This is a genomic window from Psychrobacter sp. AOP7-C1-14 (genome assembly GCF_052376135.1).
In the GTDB taxonomy this organism is placed as follows: Bacteria; Pseudomonadota; Gammaproteobacteria; order Pseudomonadales; family Moraxellaceae; genus Psychrobacter.
The window spans coordinates 19,635-40,240 of record NZ_JBQSVH010000020.1; the positions used below are offsets into that span (position 1 = coordinate 19,635).

Annotated in this window: 16 protein-coding genes; 8 read left to right on the forward strand and 8 right to left on the reverse strand. The window is 41.9% G+C overall.

All coding sequences use genetic code 11. From position 1 onward, the window contains the following. Positions 1-78: 78 nt before the first annotated feature. The 3 genes from ACT3QN_RS11600 to ACT3QN_RS11610 form a co-directional block, all read right to left on the reverse strand. Entirely contained in the window at positions 79-1,326 is a 1,248-nt protein-coding gene (locus ACT3QN_RS11600) for an NnrS family protein (RefSeq protein ID WP_444523530.1), read from the reverse strand. A gap of 199 nt (positions 1,327-1,525) precedes the next feature. After that, positions 1,526-1,963: a DUF3429 domain-containing protein gene (locus tag ACT3QN_RS11605; protein WP_444523529.1), complete on the reverse strand. Its 438-nt coding sequence runs from the start codon at positions 1,961-1,963 to the stop codon at positions 1,526-1,528. A 97-nt stretch (positions 1,964-2,060) separates the two neighbouring features. Then, a complete protein-coding gene (locus ACT3QN_RS11610; RefSeq protein ID WP_444523528.1) occupies positions 2,061-3,419 on the reverse strand; it encodes a DASH family cryptochrome in 1,359 nt (452 codons plus the stop codon). Positions 3,420-3,617: 198 nt separating this feature from the next. Here ACT3QN_RS11610 and ACT3QN_RS11615 point away from each other — a divergent pair, with 198 nt between their 5' ends. Continuing rightward, on the forward strand, positions 3,618-3,866 hold the full coding sequence (locus ACT3QN_RS11615; protein WP_444523527.1) for a hypothetical protein: 249 nt from the start codon (positions 3,618-3,620) through the stop codon (positions 3,864-3,866). 107 nt (positions 3,867-3,973) lie between these two features. Here ACT3QN_RS11615 and ACT3QN_RS11620 read toward each other — a convergent pair whose 3' ends face one another. Then, positions 3,974-5,452, reverse strand: a complete 1,479-nt coding sequence (locus ACT3QN_RS11620; RefSeq protein ID WP_444523526.1) for an aldehyde dehydrogenase family protein — start codon at positions 5,450-5,452, stop codon at positions 3,974-3,976. 429 nt (positions 5,453-5,881) lie between these two features. Here ACT3QN_RS11620 and ACT3QN_RS11625 point away from each other — a divergent pair, with 429 nt between their 5' ends. The 7 genes from ACT3QN_RS11625 (at position 5,882) to ACT3QN_RS11655 (ending at position 14,290) form a co-directional block, all read left to right on the forward strand. Then, positions 5,882-6,481 carry a TetR/AcrR family transcriptional regulator gene (locus tag ACT3QN_RS11625; protein ID WP_444523525.1) on the forward strand — a complete coding sequence of 200 codons (600 nt, stop codon included), beginning with the start codon at positions 5,882-5,884 and terminating at the stop codon, positions 6,479-6,481. Positions 6,482-6,840: 359 nt separating this feature from the next. Beyond that, positions 6,841-8,052 (forward strand): iron-containing alcohol dehydrogenase, encoded by a 1,212-nt coding sequence (locus ACT3QN_RS11630; RefSeq protein ID WP_444523524.1) that lies wholly within the window; start codon positions 6,841-6,843, stop codon positions 8,050-8,052. A 168-nt stretch (positions 8,053-8,220) separates the two neighbouring features. After that, entirely contained in the window at positions 8,221-9,270 is a 1,050-nt protein-coding gene (locus tag ACT3QN_RS11635; RefSeq protein ID WP_444523523.1) for an NADP-dependent oxidoreductase, read from the forward strand. 255 nt (positions 9,271-9,525) lie between these two features. Next, positions 9,526-10,203 carry a type 1 glutamine amidotransferase domain-containing protein gene (locus ACT3QN_RS11640; RefSeq protein WP_444523522.1) on the forward strand — a complete coding sequence of 226 codons (678 nt, stop codon included), beginning with the start codon at positions 9,526-9,528 and terminating at the stop codon, positions 10,201-10,203. Positions 10,204-10,233: 30 nt separating this feature from the next. Continuing rightward, positions 10,234-10,863 (forward strand): glutathione S-transferase family protein, encoded by a 630-nt coding sequence (locus tag ACT3QN_RS11645; protein ID WP_444523521.1) that lies wholly within the window; start codon positions 10,234-10,236, stop codon positions 10,861-10,863. Between the two features lie 390 nt (positions 10,864-11,253). Then, positions 11,254-12,942 (forward strand): MFS transporter, encoded by a 1,689-nt coding sequence (locus ACT3QN_RS11650; RefSeq protein ID WP_444523520.1) that lies wholly within the window; start codon positions 11,254-11,256, stop codon positions 12,940-12,942. A gap of 85 nt (positions 12,943-13,027) precedes the next feature. Then, complete coding sequence (locus tag ACT3QN_RS11655) at positions 13,028-14,290, forward strand: HlyD family secretion protein (RefSeq protein WP_444523519.1); 1,263 nt, start codon at positions 13,028-13,030, stop codon at positions 14,288-14,290. Positions 14,291-14,420: 130 nt separating this feature from the next. On the opposite strand, the gene pdxH is transcribed toward ACT3QN_RS11655, so the two are convergent. The 4 genes from pdxH to ACT3QN_RS11675 form a co-directional block, all read right to left on the reverse strand. After that, positions 14,421-15,092, reverse strand: a complete 672-nt coding sequence (gene pdxH / locus ACT3QN_RS11660; protein ID WP_444523545.1) for a pyridoxamine 5'-phosphate oxidase — start codon at positions 15,090-15,092, stop codon at positions 14,421-14,423. A 71-nt stretch (positions 15,093-15,163) separates the two neighbouring features. Further along, positions 15,164-16,531, reverse strand: coding sequence for a phosphoglucosamine mutase (gene glmM, locus ACT3QN_RS11665; RefSeq protein ID WP_444523518.1), 1,368 nt, complete (start codon positions 16,529-16,531; stop codon positions 15,164-15,166). A 212-nt stretch (positions 16,532-16,743) separates the two neighbouring features. Next, the gene (gene guaB / locus ACT3QN_RS11670; RefSeq protein WP_444523517.1) at positions 16,744-18,216 is read right to left on the reverse strand and encodes an IMP dehydrogenase; all 1,473 of its coding nucleotides are present in this window, start codon (positions 18,214-18,216) and stop codon (positions 16,744-16,746) included. 267 nt (positions 18,217-18,483) lie between these two features. After that, positions 18,484-20,478: a mechanosensitive ion channel family protein gene (locus tag ACT3QN_RS11675; protein WP_444523516.1), complete on the reverse strand. Its 1,995-nt coding sequence runs from the start codon at positions 20,476-20,478 to the stop codon at positions 18,484-18,486. Positions 20,479-20,606: the final 128 nt, after the last annotated feature.

The window sequence follows — 20,606 nt, forward strand, 5'->3', positions numbered from 1 at the left end:
TAAAATTTATATATTAAGCCAAACAAAGCAAGTCACGTTTTTGGTAATGGTATTTGAAAATAATATCGTTAGGACATTTTAACCAAATAATCTATCTGGCCGAGGACGTGCCAGCATGGGCAGATAACTGATGCAAAATAGCACGAAACATGCAATCCAAGCACTTTGCGCAATCATAACCCATCCTAGGTAATGACTCATGTCTACTAATGGTAGCAGGACACGGCTGATAAATACTAAGACCATTAAACCGTACATAACGCTTACTGCTTTTGGCGGTTGATGAATACTGCGGCCCGTATGTCCCAAAGATACTCTAGTCATCATTGCTAAGGTCATCATACCAACACCAGCGATCGCCAATCCATGCATAGCGATGCTGTGCGGATAACCAAGCCAAGGCTGTAATGCATACAATAAGAAGCTTAAGCACATGCCTAAAAACGCAATATACAACGACCAAAGTAATGGCTTTTGCCAAATACCGTGATGATACCACCCTGTTAGACGTATGATATTAATCACTGCCACACCGAGCGCAGTAACCGTCAGCAGATATTTATTTGGATAAAATATATCACTAATAAAAAAGGCCAAGAAAAGCGCTAAGCTTGCGATATCTTGTACTTTACTATTACGTAACTTGATAGGTTCTGACGTTTCTATACCCACACTAAGACCACGTTCAATAAAAAATGGTACCACGCGGCGGCCAATCGTTAGTACCAAGCCGATGATTAAATAGAACCCCAGATAAATGCCTATCTTGGTTGTGTTCATATCAGCATTGATAATGCCCCAATAGCAGAGTCCACTGCCAAAGTTAAGCAGAGCCAGTTTTGCCAAGATACCCATTTGCTTATACTGCTTAACTTGCCATACCGCTCGACATATCACATATGCCATCGAGACGACAAACGCTATATCAAAAATAGCCGCTATATATAGCCACGATATACTATCACCTGTCAGTGCTATACCAAGCCCAAAACACAACCAGCTTAGGCGCGCCAGCAACCAACAGATAAAGATACCTAGCAGTTTATAACCGTGCGGCATCACTACCCCTGTCCATGTCTTGACCGCGGTCAGTAAAAACCCTGCAACCACTGCCAAGGTGTAACCATACACCATCTCATGGCCGTGCCAGTATAACGGGTTCAAAACCTGTACATCGATATCCGTGTGACCAGTGAACACAAACGCCCATAGCAACATCGTTACGACAGCAAATAGCGCCGCAGCACTAAAAAATATGCGAAAGCTTAAATTAAGGATAGGATGCGGAGAGCTTGGTGGTTTGCTAGGTAATTTGATAGATTGCATAGCCGTCTTCTTAGAAGAGTATAGATGCTTTGATTATAACATTCATATAATATGGATGTTATAAATTTGCAGTACAGCTATCAAAATATTAGATATTTCTAAGTGCATCAAGTTTGGGCGCTTCTGAGATTAATATTTAAAACACAAAAACCTAGAAAGAACCTTGGCTCATATTTAACTATAATTAAGTCACTCTCATTTACAACTGCAATGCCGCAACGACTAACGATACGACGACTATCGCCGTGACATACTTTCTCACTTTAAAATATGTGTGACTAATAATCCGCGCTCGATGAAGTCCATAATCAATAACTAAAAGGCTTATAAAGCCAATCACTAATAACCAAATAAAACTACTGGCTGATAAGATTAAAAAACCGAGCCAAAGGCCAAGCGCAATGATATTGCTATAGATAGGTAGCTTAATAGCCCATTCATTGTCATCAGCCAATCCTAAATGATTGCCCCAATGTGCACCTGCCATAAACGATGCAATCACTAGACCATAAGCACTCAATATACCGACTACTGAACCAAGTACAGGCACGGTAACAACGTCCATCGTTAGCAAAAACGCGCAGGCTATAAACGGAATCGCACCTGCAAAAGTTAGATAAGGACTTGGCTTTTTCATTGTTTGAACCTATCTTATAATTAGTCTAATAATAGTTGTTATCTGTTGAGTGGAAGCCTTCAACATACATACATTAATTGCTCTTTTGAACATTACCTTACCATTGACAGATAAACTCACCGTTTGGATCATATTGCTGGGTTTGCTTGTCGAGATTAAACTGTCTGCATCCTCTTGGGTCAGCACCCACGCCTGCCAGATATTGCCAATTGCCCCAATTACTAGCAACATCGTAGTCGATAAGATATTGCTCAAAGTGAGCCGCGCCATAGCGCCAATCGAGGCCTAGCTCGTGAATAAAGCAACTTGCAACCAGTTGTCTTCCACGATTCGACATATAGCCTGTCATACGTAATTGGTTCATACATGCGTTTACGATAGGATAAGGCGTTGTACCGTTCTTCCATTGTACTAAAAGATTTTTGTCCAATTGAGTCGAAGGTGTATGTTGACTGATGCCTTTAAACCAAAATAACTTTTCCTGATGGGTCACAGCATACCAATAAAAATACTCACGCCACAGCAGCTCGAACCATATCCAGTAGGTAGAATCATTTGCAATCATATCGCGCTCATAACGACGTAGACGGTTCAATACTGTGCTTACAGACAGCGAACCATTTGCAAGCCAAGCGGAAAACTTCGTAGAATGTGTCCAGTCATCAAGTGCATTTCGAGTGGTTTTATAAGTGCTAGGTGCATCAGAGTCAAAATAAGCATTTAAGTGTTTGAGACCGCTCGACTCACCACCTCTAAAACGAGATGGCTGCTGTGATGATTTATCAAGCCCTGTCTGCTTAGACAACTGCGATTCAAAAAAGTACTCGTCCCTACTCAGCATATTGTCAGGCAATGGCACCAGTGATTCTAGTATGGGACAAATAGTTATATCTTTTTCTGCATGCAGCAAATCATAATCAGTTTCGATTTGTTTACGAAATTGCGTAAAGCTTTTGGGCAAACTCTCTAGCGGCAACTCGTCAAATAGGGTCGTTGTTGTTTGAACATGCCATTGTATCTCTGGATATTTCGCCTGTAGAAGGTCATATACTTTGTTTTGATTATAATCTGCCGTTTGACTGATGCAGATATCTGTCACTTGTTGCTGTTCTATTAAATTACTCAACTGAGTAAAGGCATCCAATGCTTCATCGCTTTTTTGTAAATACAGCAACCTATTACCAAGCTTCATCAGCGATGTATTTAAATCAGCCAGGCTCTCATGTAGAAACTGTTGGCGAGCTTGACCCATAGCTTCATAACGATAGGCATCATGATGGTCTTTATCGTCTAATGTATCTGTCAACGATGAAGCATAAACCAATAGCAGTTTTCCATCAGTGGATATCTCAGATGCTTTTAGCAAAGTTGCGTTATCCTTTACCCGCAAGTCATTATGAAATAATACCAATGTGACATTGTTGTGCTCTGAGTTGTTCACTGACTGATTTGACATACCCTATCCTTCTAGCTATTTAGCGCTGATTTATTATTTTTAATCTTTAAATACTATATACAGTGTAAAAAACACTTAGCATTCACTTTAATGCCAACCTAATACTTGTAAGGTAATGTGCTCAGCCCCACAAATAACTTATAAGCATTAGCTCTCATGTGTCTGACTGCTTAAACAGCTTACCTCTAGGAGAACACCATGACTCAAAATGATACTACGACTGAAGAAAATAAATCAGATGAAAAACGTAAACTTATTAATCGTTTTTTGATGAGATTGACAAAAGAACAGCCTCAAATGTATTACGCGACCACCTCTGAGATATCACGGAGTATTCATACGATGATAAAAGAACACACCAACCGTTTGTCAGTAGAGGAGCAAGCACTAGTCAGACGTATGACTATGGAAGAGATTGAAGGGTTACTTGGCTTTCATGCCAGATAAGTGATTGTTTTTCAGATATAACATTTCTATAAACTTCCTGATGTCACACAAAAAAAGACCGCTATCCAAGCGGTCTTTTTTATTAATTATATTATCATTTAGAACAATTAAAATAGATAGTCACGTGGCTCATTTTGCATTGAGATCCAATGTGTTCTGGTGAATTCTTCTAGTACCCACTCACCATTAAAGCGGCCGATGCCTGAGTTTTTCTCACCACCAAATGGCGTATTGCTTTCATCATTGACTGAGATGTCATTGATATGGGTCATGCCAGCTCTGATACCGCGAGCGAAACGTAGACCTTTTTGCATATCAGCAGTGAACACTGCACTAGACAAACCATACATGGAGTCATTGGCGATCGACAGTGCATCGTCTTCGTCTTTAGCACGGATGATACCAACCAATGGTCCGAACACTTCATTGCGTGATAAGTCCATTTCGCGAGTGACTTCGGTAAAGATATGTGGTGGTACTACTTGACCTTCAATCTCGCCACTGAGTATCATTTTCGCGCCTTCTTCCTGCGCTTTAGCGATTTTTTCTTTGAGCGATTTAACTTGTTTTTCATTGATGATTGGGCCAACAGCAGTATCTTGCTGATTAGGATCACCGACATTCAATGTTTTGACGTGCGCTAAGAAACGCTCTACAAAGTCATCATATATCTCATCTTCTACAATCACTCTATTAATAGCGATACAGATCTGACCTTGGTGCAGGAATTTACCAAAGGCAGCCGCTTTTACTGCCTGCTCAATATCAGCATCTTTTAGTACAACAAATGGGCTGTTGCCGCCTAGCTCAAGTGCCACTTGTTTGATGTATTTACCACCATTTGCCAACTCACCGATGTGTTTGCCTACTGAGGTCGAACCTGTGAACGACACTAAACTTGGCGCTTTATGCTCAACGATTGCATCACCTATCTCACTACCTGAGCCAACTACGACGTTTAATAGACCTTTTGGTAGACCTGCTTCTTCAAATACTTTGGCCAATAGCAGACCACCTGTCACTGGCGTATCACTAGCAGGCTTGAGTACCACTGCGTTACCAAGGGCTAAGGCTGGCGCGATAGAGCGCTGGGTCAAATGTAGCGGAAAGTTCCATGGGCTAATGACAGCGACAACACCGATTGGCTCACGATAAATGAAGTTTTCTTTGCCAGGAGTATTCGATGGACGAATCTCACCGTGGACACGATTAGGGAAAGTTGCGGCCTCTAACGTAATAGCACGAGCTGTACTCAATTCGACCATGGCTTTGATACGCGTACTACCCGACTCTTTAATTAGCCAATCAACAATTTCTTCTTGGCGCTGATCAAGTATGTTTACGACTTTATATAATACTGCGGCACGCTCTACTGGTGTCTTCTTGGCCCACGCTTCTTGGGCTTGGGTCGCAGCGTCGTAGGCTTCGTTCAACTGATCTTTGTTCGCTTGCTGAATCTCTACGAGCGTATCACCGTTATATGGGTTGGTATCCGTGTTGGTGCTATCGTCTTTACCAGTTTGCCATTCGCCAGCGATGAACTGTAAATGAAAGTCACTGTATGTATTAGTAGTATTGGTTGACATAATCATCCTTATTTGTAATTTGTTATGTTAAGTACTGGTTTTCAATTATTAAAATAAAATTATTAAGTCGGCGATATCTCAATAAGAAAATATTTGACAAGTAGTAAATCTGAAATCGTTATCGAGCTATCAATTAGTCGTCGTTAACTACAAAGACGCTTGAATCAAAAATGATCTTTAGCAATAAATACTAACGGTAACGGATAACAACAAAACCTACCTTGCTAGACGACTGGTCTAATGCTACCATAGCTTTTAATAAAACAAGACTATTTTGTCAGTGAATATTGTTGATAAAACGTAACATATATAAAAATATCCTATTACAATATGCCGTCAACATGACGTTCAAATGACCGCTGACCGATTCATCTGACTATTCGATACATATGCTAATACAAGCAACTACCAAGGGAGACAATCCTGTTTATGTCTAATACAGACGCAACTACACCAGATACTAAAGCTCATTTACTAGCCACTGGCTACCAATTAATTGCCAAAAAAGGTTTTACCGCTGTGGGTCTAAAACAGATTTTAGATACGGCAGGTGTGCCAAAGGGCTCTTTTTACCATTACTTTGCTTCTAAGGAAGCCTTTGGTGAAGCTATTATTAATCATTATTTTAGCTTATATAAGACTCGGCTAGATGTCATCGATGCACAAGATGTCAGTGCGCAGCAGAAGCTATATGATTATTTTCAAAACTGGTATGACACCCAGCAGAACGGCTGTGACCACGAGAAATGTTTGGTGGTTAAGCTCAGCGCAGAGGTAGCCGATATGTCAGAGACCATGCGCAAAGCGCTCGATACTGGCTACCAGCAGACAACCATGTGGCTCGCTAAACAGATCAAGGCTGGTTGGCTCGATGAATCTGTACCTCGCCACGATAACCTTTCAGCCGAGAGTATGGCCAAGCGTTGGTATTTTGCGTGGCTTGGTGCAAGCTTGATTGCAAAGATTAGCCAAACCAACACCCCTTTAGCAGAGATTTGGCAGATGACCACAACCCAAATGGGACGCTAATAGCTAGTCGTTCAAATTTATAACGACCACACTTCTAACGTCAATATTAAGGCACATTGAATACCCATAGATAGCAGTTATTAAAACGCTGCTTAAGTATTCAGTGTGCCTTACCCTTTTCTCTTCTCGAACAATTTCCTTAAAAATATCTATATGTCACTTGAACAGTTATACGATAGTTTTGTAAATATCACTAGACGACTGGTCTAATTGGTGTACAATGCGCACAAATATTAAGAATGAATGTCTATACGAGCATTGCTCATCATTCATTAATTGGTATCAAACAATATCCCTTTTCAAAAAAATTTAATTGAATCGTTTTTACTAATCAATTTTTATTACTAAATAGGAATCTTATGAACAACTTCCAATACTACAACCCAGTTCGTATCGTTTTTGGTGAAGGTCAAATCGAGCAATTATCAGACTTAGTCCCTACTGATGCACGTGTCCTTATCACTTATGGTGGTGGTTCAGCTCAGCGTACTGGTACGCTAGACGAAGTAAAAAACGCCTTGTCAGCAAGCGGTAACCGTACCGTGTTTGAATTTGGTGGTATTGAAGCCAACCCAGAATTCACGACGCTACTCAAAGCCGCTGATATGGTTAATGAGCACAACATCGACTTCTTATTAGCAGTTGGTGGTGGTTCTGTGATTGATGGCAGTAAATTCGTTGCTCTAGTTTCTTCATTGACTGAAGAAGATGGTACTGTCTCACGTGATAAGGCTTGGGATGCCCTAACTGGTTATTGCAAAAACATTGATTCTGCTATCGACTTGGGTGCTGTATTGACTATTCCAGCAACAGGTTCTGAGATGAACTCAGGCGGCGTCATCAACTATAGCGAACGTCAAGCAAAACTACCATTTGGTAACCCACTTGCTTTCCCTAAATTCTCAATTCTAGATCCAGTCAAAACGCTTACTTTGCCTGAACGTCAGGTCATGAATGGTGTAGCTGATGCATTTGTTCATGTAATGGAGCAATATCTGACTTACCCAGTAAATGCAAAAGTCCAAGACGCCTTTGCTGAAAGTTTGCTTAAAATTCTTATCGATGAAGGCTTAGTCGTTAAACAAGATCCAGAAAATCTAGAAACACGTAAAAATATTATGTGGACGGCGACCATGGCATTGAATGGTCTGATCGGTACTGGTGTACCACAAGATTGGACAACTCACATGGTTGGCCATGAGCTAACATCATTACACGCTATCGATCATGCACGTACGCTAACGATCATATTGCCATCAGTGATGCGTGAGCTAAAAGAAAGCAAGAAAGAAAAACTGCTTCAGTATGCACGTAATGTATGGAACATCACTGATGCCGATCTAGACGACGATGCCATTATCGAAACGGCCATTGTTTATACTGAAAACTTTTTCCGCGAGCTTGGCTTGCCAGTTAGCCTAGAAGATGCCGACTTGACGGAATCAGCGATTGATCCAATCATCAAGCAGCTTGAAGTACATAACATGGTCAAGCTTGGTGAACATGGCACCAACGACTTAGAAGTGTCACGTCGTATCTTGCAGCGTGCTGTGACTAGCAAAGCGTCTTAATAAGCGCTATAGCAAGAACTGTCAGAAGAATTATAAGAAAAATCATGACAGTAACAATAAGTACATATCGTTATGCTATCTATAGTAGTTACTTAGCCGAGCGCTAAGTAACTACTATAATCAACGCACTATAATAATGACAATTAACAAATATAAAGGAGTCCTACAATGAGCTTCGACAAACAACAGAATCAACAAACAAACCGTCAAATTAAATTAGCTAGCCGTCCCAATGGCGAACCTACTGCTGACAATTTCGACATGGCAACCAGCGACATACCAACGCCAAACGATGACGAGATGCTGCTACGCACTGTCTATCTGTCACTAGATCCATATATGCGTGGACGTATGAGTGATGCAAAAAGCTATGCGGACCCATTAGAAGTCGGTGACGTCATTATGGGTGGTACCGTGGCGCAAGTGGTCGAGTCAAATATCAATAATTTCGCAGTAGGCGACCTAGTCGTATCAAACTCAGGTTGGCAGGACTACAGCGTCAGTGATGGCGAAGGCGTCCTGAAACTAGACAAAAATATGTCTAACCCTTCTTATGGTTTAGGCGTATTAGGCATGCCAGGGTTCACCGGCTACATGGGTTTGACTGATATCGGTAAACCACAAAAAGGCGAAACCTTGGTCGTAGCAGCAGCAACTGGACCTGTCGGTGCCACTGTCGGTCAAGTGGGCAATCAGTATGGTCTGCGTACTGTTGGTGTGGCAGGCGGAAAAGAGAAATGCGACTTTGCGGTCAATGAGCTGGGCTTTGATGTCTGTATCGACCACAAAGCTGATGACTTTGCTGAGCAGTTAAAAGCAGCATGTCCAGATGGTATTGACATCTACTATGAAAACGTTGGCGGCAAAGTATTTGATGCAGTGATGCCATTACTTAACGACCACGCTCGTATTCCAGTATGTGGTCTGGTATCACAGTACAATGCGACTGATTTACCTGATGGCAAAGATCGCCTAGGTATGCTGATGGGTCTTATCTTAAGTCAGCGCCTAACGGTCAGAGGTTTCATTATCTTTGAAGAGTACGGCGACCACTTCCCAGAGTTCTTAGAAACCATGAGCAAATGGGTAGAGTCAGATGAAGTGAAAACCAAAGAGCACATTACTGACGGTCTAGATAATGCCCCAGATGCATTTGTCAGCATGTTAAATGGTGATAACTTCGGTAAAACCGTAATCAAAGTATCTGACGTTAAGTAGTTACTGGTTACGCATTCACTAGTTAAGTTGCTACTGATAGTTAGCAATTATTGTGAATAACTACTTAACAACATAAATTACTAATATCACTACTGAAAGTTGCTCACAAAGTAGGAATAATACTAACAGTCATTATTTGCATTCAGGCCAATCAAGTAAAAATAGCTAATGATGCAGCATAAAACTTATGACTATTGGCTATTATGATTGCTGTCTACATAGTCACTAACAGATAAATAATAAATAAGGATAATTATGAACATTTTAATGGTACTAACTTCTCATGACCGTTTAGGCGATACTGGTAAGAAAACTGGTTTTTGGCTAGAAGAATTTGCTGCTCCTTACTATGCTTTTCTAGATGCTGGCGTTAACGTAACTCTAGCCTCTCCAGCAGGCGGTCAACCACCACTAGATCCTAGTAGTGATACAGAAGATACGCAAACTAAAGATACGACTCGTTTTAAAGATGATAAAGACGCTCAAGAGCATTTGGCTAATACCAAAAAACTTGCTGACATGAATGCTGAAGATTTTGATTCAGTATTTTATCCTGGTGGTCATGGCCCATTGTGGGACTTGGCAGTAGATAAAAACTCTATCAATCTGATTGAGACTTTCGTTAAGCAAGATAAGCCTGTTGCTTTTGTTTGTCATTCTCCTGCAGCGCTTAAAAATGTCAAAGTCGATGGCGAGTACTTGGTAAAAGGCAAAAAAGTGACTGGTTTTACTAATTCTGAAGAAGATGCAGTTGGCCTAACAGATGTGGTACCGTTCTTGGTAGAAGATGCACTGAAAGCCAATGGCGGTAACTACGAAAAAGCAGCTGATTGGGAATCCTTTGTTGTTGAAGATGGTTTACTGGTCACAGGTCAAAACCCTGCATCATCAGAAGAAGCTGCTAAGCGTCTAATGGCTAAGCTTAAAGGTTAGTCAAACCCACTACACAATAAGGTCGATACCATGATTCGCTTACATCATCTTAATCAATCACGCTCATTACGTACGCTATGGCTCTTAGAAGAGCTAGGCGTTGCTTATGAAGTGGTTAGTCATCAGCGCAATGCCAAGACTCATTTGGCACCAGATTCTCTAAAGGCTGTACATCCCCTCGGTAAGTCTCCGGTTATCGAAATGGATGGACAGATTTATGCTGAATCAGGTGCTATCACTGAGCTATTGATTGAACGATTTGCGCCAGAGCGTCTGCGGCCTAATGCAGATAGCTCAGACTATGGCTATTATCTTCAGTGGATTGATTTTGCAGAAAGCTCGCTTATGTTGCCATTAATGCTTGAGTTGTTTACTAACAAAGCAGGCATCAATGATAATGAGTTTTTGAACGGTTATATCGAGACAGAAAAAACCAGATTATTTAAGTATCTGGATACCTCAGTTGAAGGCAAATCGTTTATCGTAGGTGATAAGCTAAGCGGTGCCGACTTTATGCTATCGTTCGACTTGATTATTCTTGCTAAGCGTCAGAAACTTGACGCCTATCCGCATATCAAACAGTATGCTGAAAAGCTGGCTAGTCTTGATAGCTATCAGCGTGCGATGCAGCTAGAAGCAAAATATGATGAATCGATTTAGTATTTGGCATTAATTGATACTGCGGTGTTAGTCAAAATACTATGTACCAGTTGATCGAACAATTATTCGATACACAAAAACAGCTCTATACAGAGCTGTTTTTTATACGTATAGCACTTTTTGCCTGTTGTACCACTCGTCATATTGCATAAGACACTATTGTATTTTTATTCAGCAGTGCCAATAAGTTACGCGGTGATGACAAAAGCGCTGTAGAAGTTATGATAAAATGCGCTCTGCATTTCTTGGGCTATCTTTCCAGTTTGACCAGTATTTCCATTAGCAGCTTCCCTACTTTCTAAGCTATGAACTTTTATCGTACTGACCTGATTTTGTGTCTGGAATCTGTTCTATGCCATTCTATTTACTTATACAGATTATGGTACGTCCATGAGTAATGAATATCAGTTTAAGCCCCATGAACAACCGATAATGGTGGGCTCTCCTGCCAACCCTGATCATCCTGCACGCCGTAAGTTATTTTATTTACTGATTGGCATTTTCGTTGGTCTCACTGCCAGCTTCCAAAACGGTCTACTCGTCGCAAACCTTACTCAGATTCAGGGCCAACTGGGCTTAACGCCAGCTGAAGGTGGTTGGATATCTGTCAGTTACAACATGACCAACGCCTGTATCACCGTTCTGCTATACAAAATTCGCCAACAATTTGGCATGTCACTCTTCAGTAAGGTCACTTTATTCTTTTTGTTAGCTGCTACAAGTTTACAGTGGCTGATCAGTAGTCATCTATTAGACACACCTAACATTAGAATTGAGCCCTATTACCTAGAGATTGTCGCAAGGGGACTTAGCGGCATGGTTGCAAGTGGCATGACCATATTAGGATTATTCTATTGTCTACAAGGTATGCCAACCGTCAAGCGTACTAGTGGTTTGATACTGGGTTTTGGCTTGGTGCAGTTTGGTATTCCATTATCACGAATTATCTCGCCCTACCTCGCTATCGATGGTCAGCTTGAAAATTTATTTTTATTTCAACTTGGCTTAGCACTGATTTGTTTTGGGCTGATTAATATATTAGAGCTACCACCAGGTAATACAGAAAAGGTATTTGAGAAACTCGATTTTTTAAGCTTTGCTTTTTTTGCGAGCGGTTTGGCTGCACTGGCTGTTATTTTGGTGCAAGGTAGGGTTTTATGGTGGACAACGCCTTGGCTCGTCTATCCACTGATGATTGCTATCGTTGGGATTAGCATCGCTCTATGGATTGAAACTCACCGAAAAAACCCGATGTTACAAGTCCGCTGGATGCGTAGTCGCAATATTATTGCCTTTATGACTACCGGTGCAGTCATGCGGATTTTGCTATCTGAACAAAATGTTGGTGCTGCAGGTCTACTTGCCAATTTGGGTTACGGCAACGATCAGTTAGTTACTTTTTATGCTGTCATAGTGGCTGCTAGTGTGTTGGCTTTGGTGATTAGTATTTTTAGTACCAATCCGATGGATTTGCGCCGTCCTGTTATTTTTGCAGTGGCACTGATTGCCTTAGCTTCTTGGATGGACGTCGGAGTGTCTATTAATTCCGCTCCTTACATGTTTTATATTAGCCAATTTTTGATTGCATTTGCCGCAGTGTATTTCATGGGACCTTTGGTTTTTGAAGGATTTTTGCGAGCTATTGCCAGTGGCCCTGCTTATATCATTAGTTTTTCAGTTATCTTTGGTATCTCCCAAACAGTTGGTGGGTTGGCAGGTGCAGCCGCTATTCAGGCATTTACAACCATTCGTACGCAAGTACATTATGCAGATATGGTCGGCTCATTGAATTTGGGTGACCCTGCATTCAGCGCTCAAATTGCTGATACTCGTAATATATTGTCAAACCAAACGACGGACGTCGCTCAAGCGAATGTGACTGCAATGGGCCAAGTGTTGCAGGGGATTCAGCGCCAAGCAACTGTCTCCGCTTATAGCGATTTGTTTTTTTTGATGGCCAGTTTTGCGACTTTCGTTACGATCATTTTACTGATCAATTATTTTTATAACCGTTACCACAAGCGCAATCCATTGGCTAAAGAGCTTGCGGTCATTGCAAAAATGCGTGAGCAGAAATAACTTAGCTTATTATATTAATAATGTTCCACCCTATTCGTTTATAGCCAGTCCATTTGAATATTTACTGAAAACTTAGGAGTACGTCATGAGCCAAGAAAAACAAAATGAGCTTAATCAAACACCTCAGACGTCAACTGGCGCTCCAGCAACAGACACACCTATAGCGTCCGCCACAAGTAAAGAAAAGTCTGCTGTAACTTCTTCGGAATCAGCAACTGAGACAACAGAAGGCGATACAAAAAACAGTTCAGACAGCAATAAAACACCGATGCCACCAAAAGAGCCAATATCAGATACTACTCGCTGGTCGCCCAAAAAAAAATCTTATTTGAATTTAGGTTTGTTGGTCATATTGATTGTCATTGGTGTGGCATTGATTTTGTATGCATGGAAGCTTCCACCATTTACCCCAACGGTACAACAAACCAATAATGCCTTTGTCAAAGGTCAGACGACTATCATTAGCCCGCAAGTTTCTGGCTATGTGACTAAAGTCGCGGTGCAAGACTTCGCCAATGTAAAAGCGGGCGACCTACTTATAAAAATAGACGATCGAACCTTTCAGCAGCAGCTCGAGCAAGCGCAAGCGAATACAGAGGTGGCAGTCACTAACCGCTCTACTAATGAACAAGACACGCAAACCAGCCAAGCACAAATCGAAGCACGTAGAGCTGATTTGTATAGTGCCCAAATCAACGTAGAAAGCACACTTGAAGATGTAAATCGCTATCAAGGTTTAGATGCTATTGGTGCAGTATCAAAAGCAGAAGTTGCTCATATCAAGGCGCAATTGGCTCAAGCACGAGCAGGTGTACAGCAAGCAGAAGCCAATTTGCAAGCCGCCCAAGAGAACCGTGAAAAGACTAGCGGTAGTCGCTCGTCGCTGGACGCAAATATCAAAAATGCTGAGGCAGGCGTCAAGCAAGCGCAAATCAATCTAGACAATACTATTATTACTGCACCTGAATCTGGCCAGCTAAGCCAAGTCAGTGTCAAAGAAGGTCAGTATGTCAGCGCTGGTACGCAGCTCATGTACATCGTGCCAAAAGGCATTTGGATTATTGCAAACTTTAAGGAAACCCAAATAGCCAGTATGGCAGTCGGCGAGCCTGCAACCATCCATGTCGATGCACTTGGCGGTGCCAAATTTACAGGTCATGTGAGTAATATCTCACCAGCGACTGGTAGTGAGTTTAGTGCTGCTGCAGCCAACCCTGCGACAGGCAACTACATAAAAATTGCGCAACGTATTCCTGTACGCATCGACCTAGACCAAAACCAGCCTGAACTGGCACGCTTACGTCCTGGCATGTCAGTCTCAGTGGATGTCGATACTGATATTAAGTAAAATTTTAAGTAAAAAATAATACCCAATAAAATAAACAACTAACGTAAAAAAGCCACTCTAGATACCAAAGAAATGGTATTTAAAGCGGCTTTTTTAGTTTTGTATCATCTATAGCTTCAAACTACAATGACTATGGCAATAAGCGCCTGGTTGTCCAGTTTGTATGGCCTTCATTGCTTTCACTGTCGTCGCTACTACTCTGCGTATACGCAATTCGGTCATGCATCCGATTGGCGCGACCTTGCCAGAACTCAATGCTTTCAACCGTAATCTCATACCCACCCCAGAACTCTGGCGTTGGCACGGTAGCACTGTCAGGATGTGCATTTTGCAGCTGTTCAAACGTTTGCTCCATGACTTCACGACTGGCTACTTCACCACTTTGCGGTTGACTGACCCAAGCCCCTACTTGGCTATCATGGGGACGTTTTTGAAAATAAGCAGCTGACTTATCAGCATCAATTTTCGCGATACTACCGCTGATACGAACTTGACGCTCAAGCTCATGCCAAAAGAATAATGCTTCGGCATTAGGATTTTCTGCTATATCCTGCCCTTTTGCGCTTTCATAATTGGTATAAAAGACAATACCTGTCTCAGTAATCTCACGTAGTAATACAATCCGGACGCTAGGCTTATTATCTGCGCCACATGTCGCTAAACTCATTGCATAAGGCTCTTGTACTTTTTGTGCTAGCGCTTCATTCATCCAAGCTTTAAAAAGCTCAAATGGTGACGCTGGTACTGACTGTTGGTCAAGCTCACCTTTCTCATATGAGAGGCGTTGGTCGGTAAAATCCATACTCATGGCAGTTCCTCATTTGAAAACTATAATGTTGTTATTGTAAATACCAGTTATTGTCTTAAATCATATTAGCCTAGTACCGACTTGATAAGATCAGCTAAGTCGTTAGCCATGACATCACACTCTATTTCATCATCTGACTCTACCATTACACGGATCATAGGCTCTGTGCCTGACTGACGTATCAACAGACGACCTCGTCCCTCGAGCGTTGCCTGTGCCTCGTTAAAAGCCGCAACCAACTCCTCATGTTTGAATGGATCTTGCATTTGAGATAAGCGCACATTGACTAGCTTTTGCGGTAACACTTCAAAACCTTCAACAAGCTCACTTAGCGCACTCTCTCTAGCTTGCATAACTGCCAGTACTTGCAAACCAGCGATGATAGCGTCCCCTGTACGACTTTTGTCTAAGCAAAGAATATGACCAGATGGCTCGCCGCCTAATATCCAACCATTTGCTTCTAAATCCTGCATCACATAACGGTCACCCACCTTTGCGCGAGCAAACTGAATATCTGCATTCTTTAGAGCCAACTCTAACCCCATGTTACTCATAAGCGTACCTACGACGCCTTCGGCTTTGGTTTTACCTTGGGTAGCAAGCACATATAAGATACCATCACCATCGACTAGCTTACCCGTCTCATCAACCATTACGATACGATCGCCATCACCATCTAGCGCAATACCGACATCTGCTTCATGCTCAAGTACGGCCTTTTGTAAGCTTTCAGGATGAGTAGAGCCACACTCAGCATTAATATTGATGCCGTCCGGCGTGTTATTGATGGCAATAACATTGGCCCCGAGCTCACGCATGACTCTAGGTGCAACGCTATAACCTGCACCGTTTGCGCAATCCACCACTACTGTCAAATGACTAAGATCGTATTGGTAAGGAAAACTGCCTTTGCAAAATTCAATATAGCGACCTTTTGCGTCATCGATGCGATTGTTTTTACCCAGATGTGCAGGATCAAGAATAGGCATTATAGCAACATCATTACTAGCATCATTCATAATTGCCGTCAATTTATCGTTGATTGCGGCCTGCATCTCATCACTTATTTTTTTGCCGTCGCCTGAGAAAAACTTGATACCATTATCATAATAAGGATTGTGCGAGGCGGAGATAACCACACCAGCATCTGCATTAAAGCTACGAGTTAAATGCGCAATCGCTGGAGTTGGTAATGGGCCAAGCATATAAACGTCAACACCAGCCGCATTAAAACCTGCTTGTAATGCTCCTTCTATCACATAGCCTGACAAACGCGTATCTTTACCAATCACCACACTTGGCTTACGCGTAAGATTTTCATTTTTTTCTATGAGAACGAGCCCTGTCACATAGCCTAATTTCAAAATAAAGTCAGGTGTGATTGGTAATTCGCCAAATTTACCACGTATCCCATCAGTGCCGAAATAGCTCATTGTGTGCTCCTCAAGTCAAAAAAATAAAAGGCCAAACGTATACGCAGGCAATACTGTTGTTATAATAATCTGCTTCTGTATTCTACAAAAAAAACAGCCAACAATAACAGAGCATTGTTGGCTGTTTGTATCTTAAGCTCGCTGCAGCCTTACGTCTCAGCTAACATAAATAAGATGCAATTCTATAAAAGAAAAGTATTTCACTAAACGATCTAGTTTACTCGATAGTTTGGTGCTTCTTTAGTGATTTGCACATCATGGACGTGAGATTCTTTCATACCTGCTGAAGTTACTTTGATAAATTGCGGCTTAGTACGCATATCTTCAATCGTAGCAGAGCCAGTATAGCCCATTGATGAACGTAAGCCACCAACCAACTGATTAACGATACCAGCAACTGGTCCTTTATAAGGGACACGGCCTTCGATACCTTCTGGTACCAGCTTCTCTACGCCGTCTTTTGCATCTTGGAAGTAACGGTCTGATGAACCATTTGACCCTGACATCGCACCCAAACTACCCATACCGCGATAAGCTTTATAGTAGCGACCTTGGAACAGTTCAACTTCACCTGGCGCTTCTTCAGTACCAGCCATGAGTGAACCAACCATAATACATGATGCACCAGCAGCGATTGCTTTTGCCATATCACCTGAGAAACGAATACCACCATCAGCAATCAATGGAATGCTGTCTTTCAAAGCGCTAGCGACATTATCAATTGCTGAGATTTGTGGTACACCGATACCTGCGATAATACGCGTGGTACAGATAGAACCAGGGCCGATACCAACTTTTACTGCATCAGCACCTGCGTCACGTAAAGCAATGGCAGCCTCACCTGTTGCGATGTTACCACCGATTACTTGTACGTGTGGGTAGTTCTTTTTAATCCAAGAAACTTTGTCAATCACACCTTTTGAGTGACCGTGTGCCGTATCAACAACGATAACGTCAACGTCAGCAGCAATCAATGCTTCAACGCGTGCCTGCGTGTCTGCGCCAGTACCTACAGCAGCACCAACACGCAAACGACCTTGCTCATCTTTACAAGCATTTGGATTGTTTTCAGCTTTGGCAAAGTCATTGACCGTAATCAAACCACGTAGGCGGAAGTTATCATCAATAACGATAACTTTTTCGATGCGGTGCTCATGCAGCAACCTTTTGATATTCTCGTTACTTTCACCTTCGTGTACAGTGACTAGCTGCTCTTTTGGCGTCATAATCTGACTAACTGGCAACGACAGATTGGTCTCAAAGCGCCAATCTCTATGAGTAACAATACCCACAACATTATCTGTGCCTTTTTCGACCACAGGCACACCTGAGATATTATTGTCTTGCGTCAAACGCAGCAACTCACCAATGGTCATCTCTGGGTGTACAGTGATAGGATCAACCACAGTACCCGCTTCAAACTTTTTGACACGGCGTACTTGTGTGGCCTGCTTTTCGATGTCCATGCTCTTATGCAAAATACCCATGCCACCAAGCTGTGCCATAGTAATAGCCATTTCAGACTCAGTCACAGTATCCATCGCCGCAGAGATTAGCGGAAGATTAAGTGTGATGTTTTTGGTCAAACGAGTAGACAGATCAGCAGTTTTTGGCAGAACTTCAGAATAGGCTGGTAATAATAAAACGTCATCAAAGGTTAAGGCTTCATCGACAATTCGCAACATACAGACCCCTAGTGGTGGTTATTTTGATGGGTAGGAGCTCAGGGTAAAGCGGATCAATCATTGCAACTGCATCCACAGTGCTGACTTATCGCTACCACTCAGTTATCCTATAAAAATAACGCCACATTATAACAAATAAGCGCCTCGCTGACACACTATATTTGTCAGATTATTTTGCACAAATGAGTCTTTATCGATACCTGCCCTGTCTCAAACCATAAATAACTCAGTTTGGAAGCCCGCAAAGAGCATAGTTGTTACTGACTTCTATTCGCCTTTTGTCAAAGTAAAACGCTCTGTGGGCAAATACTTGTTTTGCTGTGTATACAAATAACCAAGCATTTGCTCTCTTATCTCACAGGCCAGTGTCCATGCCTCTATAGGCCCAGTCGATGAAACGGCACCGCGTAGTTGAATGGTGTTTTCAGTTACATCAACCACATACATTTCAGGTTCTGTTTTGTTATCCCAAAGCTCATTCTCTTTAACCATCGATATAAACTTCTCTCGAATAGCATCAATATCTGCACCATAATCGATATATAAAAATACAGGACGGGTTTGATGTACTTCTGTATGCGACCAGTTTTCGACCTTTTCAGTAATCAGTTCGCGCATCGGCACGATTAATCGACGTTCATCCCATGTTTTTAAAACAGCATAAGTGTAACGCAGGTCTTCAACTGTACTAAAATTGCCATCCATTATCACGCTATCGCCAATCCGCACTGGCTGCGTCACTGCCACCTGTACCCCAGCGATGATGTTGCCCAATATTGGCTGAGCAGCGATACCAATCACCACACCGGCAATACCAGCTGAGGTCAATAAGGTCTTGCCTAGACCTTCCATATTAGCAAACTCACTAAGGCCTATCCAAAAGCTGCCCAAAATCATTACGAAGATAAAGACACGGCGAAATATCGATACATAAGTACGGCGACGGCGCTCTTTATCAAAATGCTCTGCAGCCAGATTCTCAATTTGCATGTCTTGATAGCGATTGGCAAAAAAGTTAATAATGCGAATACCTAACCACATGGTGCTAAATACCAACCCAATCCAGATAAGTGGGCGAGTAGATGAGGCGACTGCATCTAAATAAGGAAAACCACCTGAAACCAGAGTAAAAACAAGTGAAAAACTGATTGTGAAGGTTAGTGGTACTGTCAGCTTACTGACCAAATCTGCAACACCATTGGTACTGCCAACATACATGCTATATTTTTCATCATCGATATAATGGTTAATGATTTTTTCAGTGCCCTTACTGAGTAACCAGCCCACGCCTATGGTCAGCAAGAAAAATACGATAAGCGCTGAGAATTCCCATAGCGCAATCCCGAAAACATCTAGTTTTAACCAAGTGGGTAAATAACGTTCGAACTCGGCTGGGTGATACTGCTCATAAAGATTATCAATATTGCCTACTGTCTGCGCCGAAAACACCCATATAGGAGCTCCTTCCCCTACTCGTACTCGCTGCAAATAAATAGGAACGCGGCGCTCTCGATAATCGATAGAGCCGAGTTGGATAGATCGTCTGGCGATACCCATTACACTACTGTTATTACCAAGTGGTGGTTCAATCAAGCCATCAGGACGATCTGGCATATCGTCGAATACATACAACTCTCTTTCAGATAATAAAAAATCCAAACGCTTTGTAAGATCAAGCGCACGGCTACGTTGGCTTTTCTCATCAATCAAGTTCATGTTTAGCGCATAAGCCGCCAAATCATACTGCTGCTTCATTAATGCTGACTGAAAAAACTCTAAGGTTGCAAGCGGTGTTTCTAAGTTAGGTGGCTCTGATAAAGGCGGTAATCCAGCATTTAATTTATCAACGATATAATAGCTCTCGCTATATTCTCCGGTCAGTGCCGTATCGCCTTGTAGTCTCCCTGCCTGCTCTACTGCGTTACGCTCAGTAGGATCAAATACCTCTTCAGTAATACCAGAAATACTGATATTTTCATCTTTAATCGTATTGACTTGCTGAGCCACATATTCAGCAAAGTTATCGGGCTTACTAGGCGTTCGTTTGTCTGGCTCACTCGCACTCTGTCCACTCTCACTATTTGCTGCACTGGCCGCATTAGCAGGTACGTAGACCATACTCATGATGACAATAAGAAAACCCACTAATACTTTTAGCGCATTATTTTGAAAGCAATTTTTCTTTGTATTTAATTGATGATTATCATCTGAGTGTACAATGGTACAATAATTATCCACAGGGTTGTCTTTAAGAGTATTCATGTTTTCAGAGCCATCAGTCTACAAGAGGAAAGTACAAAAAATATAACTACGCTGCTTTAACCTAATTCAGTAAACAAAAAAAAGCCAGCCTGAAGCTGACTTAATTTATTATGAGATTTGTAGCCGTC